The organism is Marinitoga piezophila KA3 (assembly GCF_000255135.1).
Taxonomy (GTDB): domain Bacteria; phylum Thermotogota; class Thermotogae; order Petrotogales; family Petrotogaceae; genus Marinitoga; species Marinitoga piezophila.
Genome location: NC_016751.1, coordinates 1,889,041 through 1,903,588 on the forward strand (window position 1 = coordinate 1,889,041; position 14,548 = coordinate 1,903,588).

Below are 14,548 nucleotides of genomic sequence, written 5' to 3' on the forward strand. Positions count from 1 at the left end.
TGGGGTGTAAACAATGAAAATAGGTTTTTTTGATTCTGGAATAGGCGGATTAACCGTATTAAAAAAGGTGGTCGGGAATTTTGGAGGCCACCAGTATTTTTATTTTGGAGATACATTAAATGTTCCTTATGGTTCAAAACCTGTAAATAAAATAATATCTGTATTAGAGGAGTTGTTTGAATTCTACGATTCAAACAACCTGGATATTGTTATTGCTGCATGTAATACATCGGATTCTTTAATCACTCGTGGATATATGAATATGAATAAATATAATTTTAAGTATATTAGCATATTAAAAAATGCAGTAAGGTCAATTAAAAAAAATGATGAAGTTTTATTGCTGGCAACTGAAAATACTATTAATACGGGAACATATAGAGAATTAATATTGTCAAAAGATGTAAAAAAGCTTAAAGAGATTCCATGTCCTTTATTTGTACCATTAATAGAAGAAGGGATCTGGCATGGACCCATAGCAGAGTCTATAGTAAATTTTTATTTGAAAAATCAAAAAAAATTTAGTAAAATTTTGTTAGGATGTACCCATTATCCAATATTGGAAAAACACATAAAAAAAGCAGTAATAGGAGAAATAATTGACCCAGCTGATTATATAGTTGATTATGTAAGAAATGATATTCCGTATTTTAATGATATACCGCAAATTACTTTTTATGTTTCGGGATATATTAATAAATTTAAATACAATGTTGAAAGAATTTTAGGGAAGAATAATTATAAAATTTCATATATTCATAAAGTTTTTGGGGAGATGGGGGTGAAAATATGAAACAGAGAAATGTATTGTTGATTACCGGTTTGTCCGGGGCAGGCAAAACAACTATTTTAAAGATACTTGAAGATATAAAATTCTATACAGTTGATAATGTTCCACCACATCTAATTGAAGAATTTATGAACATGATTTTGGGAAGTACCGATATAGAAAATATAGCTTTTGTTAGTGATATTCGCTGGAATGCACCTGATGAATTGAAAAAAGCAGTATTAAAGCTTCAAAAGAAAAAAAATAAAAATATAGATTTCAGGGTAATTTTTCTTGATTCATCACCTGAAACAATAAAAATAAGATTTAAAAAATCAAGAAGGAAGCATCCTTTGCAGGATTTACAACCATCACTTGAAAAAGCAATAGAAAAAGAAATTGAATTAATGACACCAATAAAGGAAATTTCTGATATTATTATAGATACTACCAATCTTGAACCCAAAGATTTTAGAGAAAAGGTTCTTGAATTAATAGAGCAAAAGAAACAGAAATATTCCACAGCTGTAAAGATAATAAGTTTTGGTTTTAAATATGGAGTTCCAAATGATCTGGATTATTTATTTGATGTTAGATTTTTATCGAATCCGTATTATATAAAAGAATTGTATGTTTTAACCGGGAAGGATAAGGAAATACAGGAGTTTCTGGAACATTTCCCAGAAACCAATGAAACTTTTGAAAAAATATTTGATTTTATTTCAAAGGTTCAGGAATGGTATTCTTCAACTGGACGTGTTTCAATTAATGTTGGAATAGCATGTACAGGTGGAAAACATCGTTCTGTATATATTGCAGAAAGATTATACTCAGCATTAATTAAAAAAGGTGTAAAAGCTTCTATTGAACATAGAGATATTAATAGGTGATAAAAATGTCTGTTTTTTCTGAAGAGGTAAAAATGGAATTGATAATGTCGAAAATAGAATATCCTGAAGTTGAATTATATGGATTTATAAAAGGAAAAGGAAGTTTTGTTATTGAGGAAAATAACAGATATTTAAAAATATCAATTTCTTCAATGAATACTTTAAAAAGATTATATAAAATTTCCAAAGAAATATTTGGTGAATGGATAACAACTTATATAAAGAATGAAAAACGCTTACATATTGGACGAATGGGGGAATTGATTTTTAATTTGATGCATGCTAAAATGATTTTTGAAGAAAAGGGGATAGATTTATTTTCAGATAAAGTGCCTGAATATATATCAGATGATCCATATATTTTTGGTATATTTTTAAAGGGATTATTTTTAAGTTGTGGTTCGGTTTCCATTACAAAAAATTATCATCTTGAGTTTTATTCAGATTTTTCTGAGGAGTTTGCGCAAATTATAATAGAAAATTTACAAAATCTTATTGGAATCAAAGCCAATTATATAACAAAAAATAATAAAATAAAGATATACGTGAAATCGTCTAAGGATATATTGAATACACTTGAATTACTTGGAGCCCACAAATCAGTGGAAAAGATATCAAATACAATAAAAGTTCGCGAATTAAAAAGCAATGTCTCGCGAACCTTTAACTTTATTTCAGCAAATGCGACAAAAACAGCAGAAAGCGCTTCTAAACAGATTGAAGATATAGAAATAATAGCTGAAAAGATGGGGCTGGAAAATCTTCCTGATGATTTAAGAGAAATAGCTCTTTATAGATTGGATAATGAAAGCGAAAGTTTAAGTGAAATGGCAGAAAGTTTGAACATTTCAAAATCTACGCTTTATTATAAAATGAAGAAAATATCAAAAATTGCTTCGAAAATAAAAAGGGGTGAAATAGAATGAAATGCCCTTACTGTGGACATGATGAAACAAGAGTGCTTGATTCCAGAACAATTGCAGATGGAACTGTTACAAGAAGGCGTAGAGAATGTTTAAAATGTAATAGTAGATTTACCACATATGAACGATATGAAATGCATAAGGTTTTTGTTATAAAGAAAAATGGAGAAAGAGAATTGTTTGATAGACAGAAAATTTTAGATGGATTAATCAAAGCATGTCATAAACGTTCAATAAGTTATGAACAATTGGAAAATGTTGCAGGTCAGATAGAAGAAGAAATTAGAAAGATGGGAACTTCTGAGATAGAAAGCGCTAAAATAGGAGATCTTGTGATGAAAAGGTTAAAAGAATTGGATCATGTTGCATATGTAAGATTTGCATCGGTATATAAGGAATTTGGAGATTTAGATCATTTCGTTAAAATAATCAATGATTTAAGAAAAAAAGAAGAAAATAATTAATTAAGGAGGTTCAAATATGGTTCCAGGAGAAAAAATACAATTAACCAGAGAAGGTTATGAAAGTCTTGTTAAAGAAAAAGAAGAGTTGAAAAATAAATTGATGACAGAAATTGCAGAAAGAATTAAAGAAGCAAGGGAATTGGGAGACCTTTCAGAAAATAGTGAATATGAAGAAGCAAAGAATGAACAGGGTAAAATAGATTCAAGAATTAAAGAAATTGATTATATACTTGAAAATGCTGAAATAATTGATGAGTCAGAAAGTAACACTGAAGAGATAAATCTTGGGAATACTGTTATAGTTAGAGATTTATCAAAGAATATAGAAGAAACATATAAAATAGTTAATTCTCAGGAAGCAGATATTTTTTCAGAACCAAAAAAGATCAGTTCAGATTCACCATTAGGTAAGGCATTGTTGAAAAAGAGGATAGGAGATAAGGTAAAGTTCAAAACTCCATCTAATAAGATAAAGGAACTTGAAATTATTGCTATATTGAAATATGGAGGTGCTTGATTTGAGCGACGTAAGAAAACAGAGATTAGAATTAATTGAAGAAATTAGAAAAGAAGGGAAGAATCCTTACCCTTACAGATTCGATAAAGAAATGAAAGTTGAAGAAATTAAAGAAAAGTATGGAAATATTGAATCTGGTGAATTAAAAGAAGAGGAAGTTTTTAAATTTGCCGGAAGAGTAATGTCAATTAGAAAACACGGTAAATCAGCATTTTTGGTTTTAAAAGACGATACAGGAAGAATTCAGGCGTATATTAGAAAAGATAAAGTTGGAGAAGAAAAATTCAATGAATTTAAGAAATATATGGATATTGGAGATTGGGTTGGAGTAGAAGGATTCCCATTTAAAACTCATACAGGTGAGTTAACAATACTTGTTCTTGATTTTGAAATTTTATCAAAAGCATTAAGACCATTACCGGAAAAATGGCATGGTTTAAAGGATAGAGAAGTTAGATATAGACAGAGATATGTAGATATGATAGCAAATGATGAAAGTTTAAAAACTTTTGTTACAAGATTCAAAGCAATTAGATATATCAGGGAATTTTTATATTCAAAAGGATTTACAGAAGTAGAGACACCAACATTACACCCAATACTTGGTGGTGCAAATGCAAGACCATTTGTAACACATTTAAATGTTTATGATGTTGATATGTATTTGAGAATTGCTCCAGAATTATATTTAAAGAGATTAGTAGTGGGTGGAATGGAAAAAATATTTGAAATTGGTAAGAATTTCAGAAATGAGGGTGTTTCATATAAACACAATCCAGAATTTACAATGATGGAATTATATCAGGCTTATGCTGATTATACAGATATGATGAGAATAACAGAAGAAGTATTATCATATGTTGTTGAAAAAATACACGGAACAACAAAAATTGTGTATGATGGTGTAGAGATTGATTTTAAACCTCCGTTTAAAAGAGTAAAAATGAGAGATTTTATAAAAGAACATCTTGGTGTTGATATATTAGAAGATCCAGATGAAAAGTTGTCTCAGGTATTAAAGGATCATGGAGTGGAAGTGGAATTTGAAGATAAAGCACATTATATAGATGAATTATGGTCATTGGTAGAGGATAAAATTGTACAACCAACATTTGTTTTAGAACATCCTGTTGAAATTTCACCTCTTGCAAAAAGACATAGGGAAGATCCAAGGGTTACAGAAAGATTTGAATTAATAATATATGGAAGAGAACTTGCAAATGCATTTAGTGAATTAAATGATCCAGTTGATCAGCTTCAGAGATTTAAAAAACAGGTTGAAATGAAGGAAAAAGGTGATGAAGAAGCACAAATGATGGATCTTGATTTCATTAGAGCGCTTGAATATGGATTACCTCCAACAGGTGGATTGGGAATAGGTATAGACAGATTTATTATGTTCTTAACAGGTGCTGAAACAATCAGGGATGTTATCCCGTATCCAATTGTTAGACCAATGAAATTTGAAGATGAAGAAAAATTAATGGAATCCGACGAATAAAATTAACTTTATTTAAATATTAATTTCATCTTTTTGTATATAATATATACGGTATAATTTTCAAAAAATAATAAAATAAAATAACATAAACAGGAGGCTGATGAAAATGGCAAGAGTATGTGAAGTGTGTGGAAAAAGACCAACAGCTGGAAACTATGTTGCTCATTCAAAGGTAACCACAAGAAGATGGTGGAAACCAAATATTCAAAAGGTTAAAGTTGTTTTAGAAGATGGAACAATTAAGAGAATGAATGTATGTACAAGTTGTTTAAAGGCTGGTAAAGTAAAAAGAGCAATATAACAAAAATAATAATGCCCCTTTTGGGGCATTTTTTTATTAAATATATAGATTAAAATCTACGATTAATAAAAGGATAGAGTATGATTTAAATAGAAAAATATATTAGTATGTATAATTGGAGAACTATGATTAACATTAAAATGATATAATTACAAAAAGGCGGGATAGAATGACTTACAACGAAAATGTATTTATCGAAAAAGTTAATCTAAGAAAATTACTGTATCCTGGGGATTTAATAGATGTTGAATTTCCCGAACAACATATTGTAGCAAATAGCAGAATACTTGATATGAGTTTTCAGAAAAGGATCGCAGTAATACTTCCACCTTATCATAAAAATCGAAAGATAGAAACATATAGCAGGGAAAAAATAATAATTAGATTTTATGATTTTTCAGCGAGTGTTGTATTTAAATCTCATATTTTAAAAAATAGTATGGAAGGTATTATTATCTATCTTCCACGTATTGCGTATAGAATTCAAAAAAGAATGTTTTTTAGAGTTTCCATAATAAGAGAGGGGATATTACTTGATGAAGAAAATAATAAAAAAATTAGATTTGAGACAAGGGATTTTAGTGCTGGTGGAATGCAAATTATAACAAAAAGTACGCTGGAAAAAGATAAAAGATATATATTAAAAAACCTGACAATAACAGATGATTTAATACTAGAGGATATTGAAACGATGGTTGTTAGAAGTTTAGGGCAGAATTTATATAAAGAAAATATATATGGAATGAAATTTTTAAATGTTAATTATAAACTGGAGAAGAAAATAGTAAGATTTGCTAATTTATATTCGATAAAAGCAAGACATGGTGCTGTGGGGGAATAATAATGGCGAAGAAGAAAGGTTATTATGGTTATATAGAATTATTTATTATATATACATTAATATTAATCGTTGACATATATGGAAAATATTTTGGATATGCGTTTATTGATCCAAATCCGTATTTTATTTTTTCTTTGTTTATAGCTATAAGATATGGTATTAACCTTGCGCTGGTTTCAGGTTTTTTAAGTACAGCATATCTCTTTTTTTCATTATATATTCAGGCAAAGGAAAATTTTACGGGGCTTATAGTTAGCTGGCAAATTTTAAAAATACCGCTTTTTACATTTTCATTGAGTTTTATAATAGGTTTTTTTAGAGATATGTATATACAGGAAATTGAAAATAGAGATGAAAGAATAAAGGTTTTAAATGAAAAGGTAAAAGATCTTGAAAATGAAATTAGAAAATATAAAAACGTTACTGTAGATCTTGAGAAAAAGCTTGTTCTTGAAAGAAAGGGAGTTTCACTATTAGTTGAAAGATTAAAGGAAATAGATTATGAAAGTGCAGAAGATATATTTAACGAATCCATAGACCTTATCTTTGATTTTATTGAAGCTACGACAGTTTCAATTTACACGTTAAGTAAAAATAATTTTTTAAGAATGAGAGTTAGAAAAGGGCCACAGTATCTTCCAAATTCATTTGATATTGAAAAATCTGTCGTTATCTCAATGGCAAAAGAATTTGGTGCTGCAAATGTAAATGTTCTTTATCTTACAGAAATGGAGTATAACTTTGAGTTTGAACCGGCAATGGCTGTATCTATTTCAGCTGGAAAGAATATTCTCGGTTTTGTTATTATTGAACTTATTGATCCAGAAAAGGTTAATAAAAATACAGAAACATATTTAAAGATATTATCAGACTGGCTTAGCACGTTGTTAATGGCATCTAAAGAATTGGCAGAATCAGATGAGGAAATGTTTATAAAACCATATGAGGAGTTTGAAATTACCCTTAAATACATAGAAGAGAGGAGAAAACGTTTTGAAATTCCTTATTCTATAATTTATTTTACAGTTACTCAAAATGTTGAAATAGAAAAATATAGAAAGATAATTAGAGATACAGACTTTGTTTTTTATGATCCAGAAGATAAAAAAGGCGCTATTATTTTAACATCATGTGGTAAAACAGGATTAAAAAGAGTTCTCGAAAATATTGAAAAAATAAAAAGCATAAAGGTTTTGGAGGCTTATTCAAAAGAATGAAAATGCGAAAAGAAATTATAATACTTATCCTTTCTATATTATCTGGAACTTTAGGGTTAATTTTTATAATAAAAAATAACAAATATGGCTATTTATTTATAGCCATATATTTTCTTTTAGCAATAATTATTTCGTATTCATATAAAAAAAGATATTCTGATATTTTTAAAAAACTTCCTTTTTTTGTTCTTTTCTTTCCGTTTTTTCCTTTTATTCAATATTTGCAGAATATTAAAATAGAATCCAGATATAAACCAGTTGAAATATCAGAAAAAAAAGAAGAGGAAAACGAAAGGGTAAATTTTTCTTCGGTGGATCTTGCACCGTTTATGATAGTTTTAAAATACGGTGATCCTGAACAAAGAAAATTTGTTGTAAGATTGGTGTATGATGCAATAAAAAATGAAGCTATAGATTTTTCTACAGGGATTCATTTATTAAATGAAGCAATAAAAATAGATGAACATCCTGATGTAGTGTTATATGCATCTGATGCAATTACAAATCTTGAGAATTTTCTTATTGAGAAGATATCATATTATTATGAAAATTTAAATACGCTGGAGGATTATATAAATTTTGGTAAATTTTCATATTACTATGCAAAATCTGGATTTTTAGCAGGAGAACATAAACAGGAAATCTTATGGCAAAGTGCTTTAATACTCAGAACAGCAGTTCATGTGTTTCCAGAAAGTCCGGAACTAATATTATATCTTTTAAAAACGCTGGAATTATTAGAGGAATATAATGAACTGGAAGAGGTACTTGAAGATAAAATAAAAAACTTCAAAGCACAAAAAATAATGGAATATGCTATATTTTATTATATAAAACGAAAAAAGCCAAAGAATGTTCAAAGATTGGTGTCTGATTATATATTATTGGGTTTTAAACCTGAAAGTGAAGCATTAAAATTCTTATTGGGAGGATAAATTAAAATGAAAGAAAATCTTAAAAAGATATTTAGCGCATATAATCTTTTATTTGCAGTAGTTCTGGGATTGATATTTCTTGTAATAATAATAAATAAAAATGCCAATACATCTTTAAGTTCCAGGCAAATAAATGATTTTCCGTGGAATAAAAGAAGTGTGTATATAAAACAACTTGAATTATTATCAAAATTAAAACATATATCTTTAAATGATGAAAATGTATTAACTTATATTAATCAGCTTATATTGATATCAAAAAACCTTGAGGATAATAAAACTCTTGAATATGCACATGATCTAAAAATAAAATATCTTTTGAGCCATATAAAACAATTATTGGAAGATTCAAAAAATTATGAGTATATAGATGATTTATCCTTTAATGAAAAGGTTTCTCTGTATCTTTTAACAAAGGATGAAAGGTTAATGAATTACATAATAGAAAAATCAAATGAATTTGAAAAAATAAAATTTTCTAAAATTCTCGAAGTATTAACAGAACATTGAATTGAGGGGAAAATATGAAAGTAGGAATAATATTTGAAGGAACATATCCATATGTTACAGGTGGGGTATCCAGCTGGGGAAATACTTTAATGAAATCAATGAAAGACGTTGATTTTTGTGTAATACAAATTGGGGATGTTCCTAAATTACGATATCCAAAATATAAATTTCCAGAAAATGTTGTAGACTATTTTGAATACTTTTTATTTGCCAAATATGATTTTTCCAAAAAGAAAAAAATTCCTGATGATTTTTTAAATAAATTGGGAAAGATTATTATTTATCCCTTTGACGAAAGGGTTATGGCTCAGAAATTGTATAATTTGTTTAAGGATTATTCCGATTATGATTTTACTTCTATCTTAAAGACAAAATATTATTGGGAAACAATGCTAAACTTCTATAAATCATATATTCCATATGAAAACTTTACAAATTATTACTGGACATTGCAATCAATGTTGCTTCCTTTTTTAAACTCCATGACAGTAGATCTTCCAAAATGCGATGTTTATCATACAATTACTACTGGTTATGCTGGAATTAGTGCAATTATGAATGGTTTGAAATACAATATTCCTGTGATTTTGACAGAACATGGTATATATCACAGGGAAAGGCAATTAGAAGTATTAAAGGCAAATTGGATAAAGGATGAATATAGAACAGCATGGATAAAATTATTTAATACTATTAGTTCTCTGGTATATAAAGGATCAAAACAGATAACAACATTATTTAGCAAAAATCAAATGTTTGAAAAGGAATTATGTGAAGATGAATCCAAAATGCAGGTAATCCCAAATGGCATAGATTACGATAGATTTTCAAAATTAAAATATAGAGAAGAAAAAGATCCGTTTATTGTAGGACTTGTTGGGAGAGTAGTTGAAATAAAAGATATAAAAACGGCGATAAAAGCAGCCAAAATGGTCAAGGAAAAAATAAAAAATTTTAAATTGTATATAATAGGTCCAACAGATGAAGAGAAAGAATACTATGAAGAATGTAAACAGATGATTAGATTGTTTAAATTGGAAGATACTATAGAGTTTACAGGTAAAGTAAATGTTCTTGATTATTATCCTAAATTAAATGTATTATTATTATCAAGCGTTAGTGAAGGACAGCCGCTTGTAATTTTAGAGGCATTTGCAGCTGGAATTCCAGTTGTTACAACAGATGTTGGTGCATGTTCAGAAATGATATATGGATCTAAAGAAGATATAATAGGTGATGCAGGAGTTGTTGTAAAACCTAAGGATTTTGTAGGATTAGCTGAAGGAATTATGAAACTATATGAAGATGATGAGTTTAGATTAAATGCTTCAAAAATTGCAAGAGAACGGGTTAAAAGACGATATAGACTTGATCAAATGATAAAGAACTATAAAAAATTATACATATCGGCGGTGAAATAATGGCTGGTGTAGGTTTTAGACTTACAAAGATGTTTCATAAAGGAGGAGTATCAACAGATTTACTTGCAATAGCCTATTCCGTTGTGGTATCTTCCGGACCATGGATAATCACAACAACATCTTTATGGATAATACTCAATATAATGAATATTAACAGCATGTACTTTAATATAGGAATAGTATATTCTTTTGTGTTTTCCATAATAATATCCGGTCTTGTTGTTATGTTTGAATCACGAAGATTATCGGATTTAATATATTTAAAAGAATATAAAAAAATATTGCCTGAAGTATTTGGAATTATCCTTTATGCATCTCTTTTTACGATAATATTATTGGCTATATTTTTTCTTATTAATCCTCATGAATGGTGGTTTATTTTTTCTTTCTCTTATTTAACTATTTCTTTATTAATATTATGGATAATTTCCATAGCTTCTATTTCAACAGATGCTGTAAACTGGTATATTCTTGCATATATAGTTATGGGATTTTCATCTATTATATTATCTAAAATTCTTGGAGATGAAAATAATCAAATAGGGTATTTAATGGGATTTGCGTTTGGCGTTAATATAGGTAGTTTTATTCATTATTTAATTATTATATTTCATTTTGGAACAAATATAGAAATTTCTGTTGAATGGATACATGATTTAAGAAAATACTGGCAGAATATATTTATTGGAGTTACATATTATCTGGCATTATGGGCAGATGATTTTATTACATGGACATCTCCTATTTATGGTGAAGAACCATTAAAAGGATTTCATTTTTCATATATATATGATTATCCTATGTTTCTTGCATATTTAACGATAATTCCAACTGCTACTATGTTTATTTTAATTTTAGAGACAAGATTTTATAAAAAATACAAATTATTCTATGATTCGTTGATAAATGGTTATAATTATTCAGAAATAGAATTAAGAAAAAAAGAAATGTTTAAGGAATTAAAATTGAACATATCCCTTACAATAAAAGTTCAGGTTGTAATTACATCCATTCTATTAATGTTTAATGAATTAAACTTATTACCATTTGTAAGTGAAATATCCAAACCTATTTTAAGGCTTGGATTCATAGGTGCAATGATGAATTCTTTTTATTTAATGATAATGCTATTATTATTATATTTTGATTTTAGAGATGATGCCCTGAAATTAAATCTATTTACTCTATTTTCAAATATAATATTAAGTTTTATATTTGTTGATAAAATTGGATATTATTCTCTTGGAGCAGGATATTCTATAGCTTTTACTCTTGGAACTTTTATAGGATATAAAATATTAATAAAAAAAGTTGATGATATAATAAGAATAGAATATTTTAGACAGGAAATAGGAGTTGAAGATGGTTTTTATATGCATTTTAAAGATATAAAACATTTAATGGAGGAATAATATGAAAAAGAAAATTTTATTATTAATATTAATTATTATTGCGGTTTTATCCTTTTCTCAAAAGGAACTTTTATTGCTATATAAACAATCAGAAAACTATGGTGAAATGATGTTTAAATATCATATTATTCCTATTCTGGAAAAAAATAATATTAGATATGAATTAAAGAATGTTGAAGAGATGAATTATTATAAGATAACAAATGAAAAGTATTTTGGAGTAATTACATGGTATTATTCTTCTGAGATGGCTAAACCCGAATTATATTTAAGGCAACTGGCAACATTTGTTGAAGATGGAGGAATATACTTCTTTTTTAACAATATAGGTGCAAGTGCAGATATTTCGGAAATGAATAATTTATTAAATAAAATTGGTGTTCAGTATAAATATGGATATAGAGAATTAGAAGATTATACAATTGAATGTATTTCAGACTATTTTTTAAAAAAACCGGATAGTGAATATAAAGTTCCTGTTGAAAAGTATATTACCTTTGACAATCATATGGAAAATATATTAACCTATAAAATTGACAATGAAGAGTATCCAATGATATTTCTGACAGATAATGGTGGTGCCGCAATATTCAATAGTTTTGTTGATAAAAATGGAAATCTCATAATCAATATTAATAAACTTATACATAGATTTATAAATCATGAAGTTGGAACATTGAATAAATTTTTGATAGTCAATACAAAATACGACAATCAAAAATACCTGGATTCTCAATATGAAATAAAAAAGATATTATTATATGCAAAACAAAATTTTGATGTGATAAGCGTAGAACAATTTTATAAACTCTCTTTCTTTGACCTTATTCCATATAAATATATAATATGGAATACAGATGCAAAATATGTTGAAACAAGAACAATAAAGAAATTTATAAATAGTGGGGGAACATTTATATATTCCACACAATTATTTAATACGCCATGGAGCAGCTATGTAAAAGAAGATAATATCAATATAAACAAAATTTCATTTACAAAAGACTTATTCCCTTTAACTAATACAGCAACAGAATCATATATAAATATGTATTTTGAATTAAATTATCATATAGACTTACCGGGAAATATAAAACCTCTGGCATTTTTCTGTGGAGATGGAAAAAGTGTTCCGGTGATATGGTATCAAAAAGAAGGAAAGGGATATAGAAGTTATATAAATCCAGATGTATATTTAAAGAATATAAGAGGATTGATTTTTCAGTCAATAATGTCAATGCAAAAAAATAGCATAAGTGGATTTTTGAATTCATTTATGTTCTATATAGATGATTTTCCATTGCCATCATATAATGTTGTTCGTGCAAAGATTAATGGGAAAGACATCACAGATGATGAATATTACTATACAATCTGGTGGCCGTCTATAAAGAAATTTTCCAAAGAATTCAATATTAAATATACCTTTGTTACACCTCTAAGTTATAATGGTTCAAGCAATCCACCATTTGAATTTTCGGAATTTTTAATGAGTAATACCAATTCTCCGTTAAAAGCACTTAGAGAAATAGATAAATCAGAGTTTGAATTAGGATTACATGGTTATAATCATAATTCATTAACAAAAGACAGATGGCCAAATCCAAACAATATATTACTCAGTTTAAGAGCAGCAAAAACATTTATAGAAAAAATATTGGGACATCCAATAGAATTATCAAGTTATGTTGCTCCTAATAACATAATAGATGAGTTTGGGGCAAATCAGCTTTTAAAAGCAATTCCGGAAATAAAAACAATAGGTACATCATATGAAGCAAAAGATGAATTTTCTGAGTATAAGATTATAAATAATTTTACACTTGTAATTCCGAGGTCTACATATGGATATTATCCTTTAAAAAGAATATATATAGCTACAATAAATACACTTGCAAATTTTGGTGCATTTCAGCATTTTATTCATCCTGATGATTTATTTGATAAAGGTCGAAATCCGGAAAATAAAACATGGATGGAGATGTACAGCAGTTTAAGGACATTCTATTTAACTATTAAGAAAAAATTCCCATGGTTAAGAAATCATACAGCTTCAGAAGCATATCAAATATATTTTGATTATTTAACACAAAATGTAAAATATAAATGGAATGAAAATAATTTAACAGTTGTAATTCCTGATTCTTCCATATTTCCAAAGTATTTTTATGTAAAATCCCAGAGTGGCATTGATGATATTATAAACGGAAAAATAATTGACTATTATCCAGAATCAAAATTATATGTTATTGAAATGGATGATAACATTATGAATATAAAATTCAGTGGAGATGATAGTTATTATGAAGGGCAGAATAAGAAAGGAAATAATCGCTAAAAGGAAAAATCTTTCTAAATTAGAATATGAATCAAATAATAAAATAATCATTGAAAAAATATATAATTATTTAAAATCCAAAAATTTCAAAACAATAGCGATTTATTATCCATACAGGAAAGAGGTAAACGTATTAAATTTAATGGAATTATTCAAAGATAAGATATTCCTTTTTCCCAAAGTAATAAGCGATGAAAAAATGATTTTTATTCCTGTTAATGATATTAATGAACTGAAAAAAGGAAAATTTGGAATAATGGAACCAGAAGGAACGGAATATACTGAATATATAGATATTTATATTGTTCCAGGAGTGGCATTTGACCTTGATTTATATAGATTAGGATATGGTGGAGGGTTTTTTGACAGATATTTTTCAGTACACAAAAAAACTCAGTTAATAGGAGTTGGATTTGACTTCCAGATATTAGAAAAATTGCCTGTTGATGACCATGATATACAGATGAATCTTGTGATAACTGAAAAACGAATTTTAGGAGGATAAAGAT

At 27.5% G+C, this 14,548-nt stretch carries 15 protein-coding genes; all 15 read left to right on the forward strand.

What is annotated here, in order from left to right:
- Positions 1 to 13: 13 nt before the first annotated feature.
- The 15 genes from murI to MARPI_RS08995 all read left to right on the forward strand — a co-directional run bounded on the left by murI (position 14) and on the right by MARPI_RS08995 (position 14,544).
- Entirely contained in the window at positions 14 to 793 is a 780-nt protein-coding gene (murI, locus tag MARPI_RS08925) for a glutamate racemase (RefSeq protein ID WP_014297265.1), read from the forward strand.
- Positions 790 to 1,659, forward strand: a complete 870-nt coding sequence (rapZ, locus tag MARPI_RS08930) for an RNase adapter RapZ (protein WP_014297266.1) — start codon at positions 790 to 792, stop codon at positions 1,657 to 1,659. Before murI ends, rapZ begins: the two co-directional genes overlap by 4 nt.
- A 32-nt stretch (positions 1,660 to 1,691) precedes the next feature.
- Complete coding sequence (whiA, locus tag MARPI_RS08935) at positions 1,692 to 2,585, forward strand: DNA-binding protein WhiA (RefSeq protein ID WP_014297267.1); 894 nt, start codon at positions 1,692 to 1,694, stop codon at positions 2,583 to 2,585.
- Positions 2,582 to 3,046 (forward strand): transcriptional regulator NrdR, encoded by a 465-nt coding sequence (gene nrdR, locus MARPI_RS08940; RefSeq protein ID WP_014297268.1) that lies wholly within the window; start codon positions 2,582 to 2,584, stop codon positions 3,044 to 3,046. Before whiA ends, nrdR begins: the two co-directional genes overlap by 4 nt.
- A gap of 16 nt (positions 3,047 to 3,062) precedes the next feature.
- Positions 3,063 to 3,563, forward strand: a complete 501-nt coding sequence (gene greA, locus MARPI_RS08945; RefSeq protein ID WP_014297269.1) for a transcription elongation factor GreA — start codon at positions 3,063 to 3,065, stop codon at positions 3,561 to 3,563.
- Positions 3,550 to 5,064 (forward strand): lysine--tRNA ligase, encoded by a 1,515-nt coding sequence (lysS, locus tag MARPI_RS08950; RefSeq protein ID WP_041638612.1) that lies wholly within the window; start codon positions 3,550 to 3,552, stop codon positions 5,062 to 5,064. The genes greA and lysS overlap by 14 nt, the downstream gene beginning before the upstream one ends.
- A gap of 106 nt (positions 5,065 to 5,170) precedes the next feature.
- The gene (gene rpmB, locus MARPI_RS08955; protein ID WP_014297271.1) at positions 5,171 to 5,365 is read left to right on the forward strand and encodes a 50S ribosomal protein L28; all 195 of its coding nucleotides are present in this window, start codon (positions 5,171 to 5,173) and stop codon (positions 5,363 to 5,365) included.
- 169 nt (positions 5,366 to 5,534) lie between these two features.
- On the forward strand, positions 5,535 to 6,206 hold the full coding sequence (locus tag MARPI_RS08960) for a flagellar brake protein (RefSeq protein WP_014297272.1): 672 nt from the start codon (positions 5,535 to 5,537) through the stop codon (positions 6,204 to 6,206).
- Positions 6,207 to 6,208: 2 nt separating this feature from the next.
- Positions 6,209 to 7,423, forward strand: a complete 1,215-nt coding sequence (locus tag MARPI_RS08965) for a hypothetical protein (protein ID WP_014297273.1) — start codon at positions 6,209 to 6,211, stop codon at positions 7,421 to 7,423.
- Entirely contained in the window at positions 7,420 to 8,358 is a 939-nt protein-coding gene (locus MARPI_RS08970; protein WP_014297274.1) for a hypothetical protein, read from the forward strand. Before MARPI_RS08965 ends, MARPI_RS08970 begins: the two co-directional genes overlap by 4 nt.
- A gap of 6 nt (positions 8,359 to 8,364) precedes the next feature.
- Complete coding sequence (locus tag MARPI_RS08975) at positions 8,365 to 8,868, forward strand: hypothetical protein (RefSeq protein WP_014297275.1); 504 nt, start codon at positions 8,365 to 8,367, stop codon at positions 8,866 to 8,868.
- A 14-nt stretch (positions 8,869 to 8,882) separates the two neighbouring features.
- Positions 8,883 to 10,289 (forward strand): GT4 family glycosyltransferase PelF, encoded by a 1,407-nt coding sequence (gene pelF, locus MARPI_RS08980; RefSeq protein ID WP_014297276.1) that lies wholly within the window; start codon positions 8,883 to 8,885, stop codon positions 10,287 to 10,289.
- Positions 10,289 to 11,701 (forward strand): exopolysaccharide Pel transporter PelG, encoded by a 1,413-nt coding sequence (pelG, locus tag MARPI_RS08985; RefSeq protein ID WP_014297277.1) that lies wholly within the window; start codon positions 10,289 to 10,291, stop codon positions 11,699 to 11,701. Before pelF ends, pelG begins: the two co-directional genes overlap by 1 nt.
- A gap of 1 nt (position 11,702) precedes the next feature.
- A complete protein-coding gene (locus tag MARPI_RS08990) occupies positions 11,703 to 14,039 on the forward strand; it encodes a DUF2194 domain-containing protein (protein ID WP_014297278.1) in 2,337 nt (778 codons plus the stop codon).
- A complete protein-coding gene (locus tag MARPI_RS08995; protein ID WP_014297279.1) occupies positions 14,005 to 14,544 on the forward strand; it encodes a 5-formyltetrahydrofolate cyclo-ligase in 540 nt (179 codons plus the stop codon). The genes MARPI_RS08990 and MARPI_RS08995 overlap by 35 nt, the downstream gene beginning before the upstream one ends.
- Positions 14,545 to 14,548 lie beyond the last annotated feature (4 nt).

Coding starts and splice junctions, on each gene's coding strand:
- murI (WP_014297265.1), top strand. CDS start 14: ATGAAAATAGGTTTTTTTGATTCTGGAATAGGCGGATTAACCGTATTA.
- rapZ (WP_014297266.1), top strand. CDS start 790: ATGAAACAGAGAAATGTATTGTTGATTACCGGTTTGTCCGGGGCAGGC.
- whiA (WP_014297267.1), top strand. CDS start 1,692: ATGGAATTGATAATGTCGAAAATAGAATATCCTGAAGTTGAATTATAT.
- nrdR (WP_014297268.1), top strand. CDS start 2,582: ATGAAATGCCCTTACTGTGGACATGATGAAACAAGAGTGCTTGATTCC.
- greA (WP_014297269.1), top strand. CDS start 3,063: ATGGTTCCAGGAGAAAAAATACAATTAACCAGAGAAGGTTATGAAAGT.
- lysS (WP_041638612.1), top strand. CDS start 3,550: ATGGAGGTGCTTGATTTGAGCGACGTAAGAAAACAGAGATTAGAATTA.
- rpmB (WP_014297271.1), top strand. CDS start 5,171: ATGGCAAGAGTATGTGAAGTGTGTGGAAAAAGACCAACAGCTGGAAAC.
- MARPI_RS08960 (WP_014297272.1), top strand. CDS start 5,535: ATGACTTACAACGAAAATGTATTTATCGAAAAAGTTAATCTAAGAAAA.
- MARPI_RS08965 (WP_014297273.1), top strand. CDS start 6,209: ATGGCGAAGAAGAAAGGTTATTATGGTTATATAGAATTATTTATTATA.
- MARPI_RS08970 (WP_014297274.1), top strand. CDS start 7,420: ATGAAAATGCGAAAAGAAATTATAATACTTATCCTTTCTATATTATCT.
- MARPI_RS08975 (WP_014297275.1), top strand. CDS start 8,365: ATGAAAGAAAATCTTAAAAAGATATTTAGCGCATATAATCTTTTATTT.
- pelF (WP_014297276.1), top strand. CDS start 8,883: ATGAAAGTAGGAATAATATTTGAAGGAACATATCCATATGTTACAGGT.
- pelG (WP_014297277.1), top strand. CDS start 10,289: ATGGCTGGTGTAGGTTTTAGACTTACAAAGATGTTTCATAAAGGAGGA.
- MARPI_RS08990 (WP_014297278.1), top strand. CDS start 11,703: ATGAAAAAGAAAATTTTATTATTAATATTAATTATTATTGCGGTTTTA.
- MARPI_RS08995 (WP_014297279.1), top strand. CDS start 14,005: ATGAAGGGCAGAATAAGAAAGGAAATAATCGCTAAAAGGAAAAATCTT.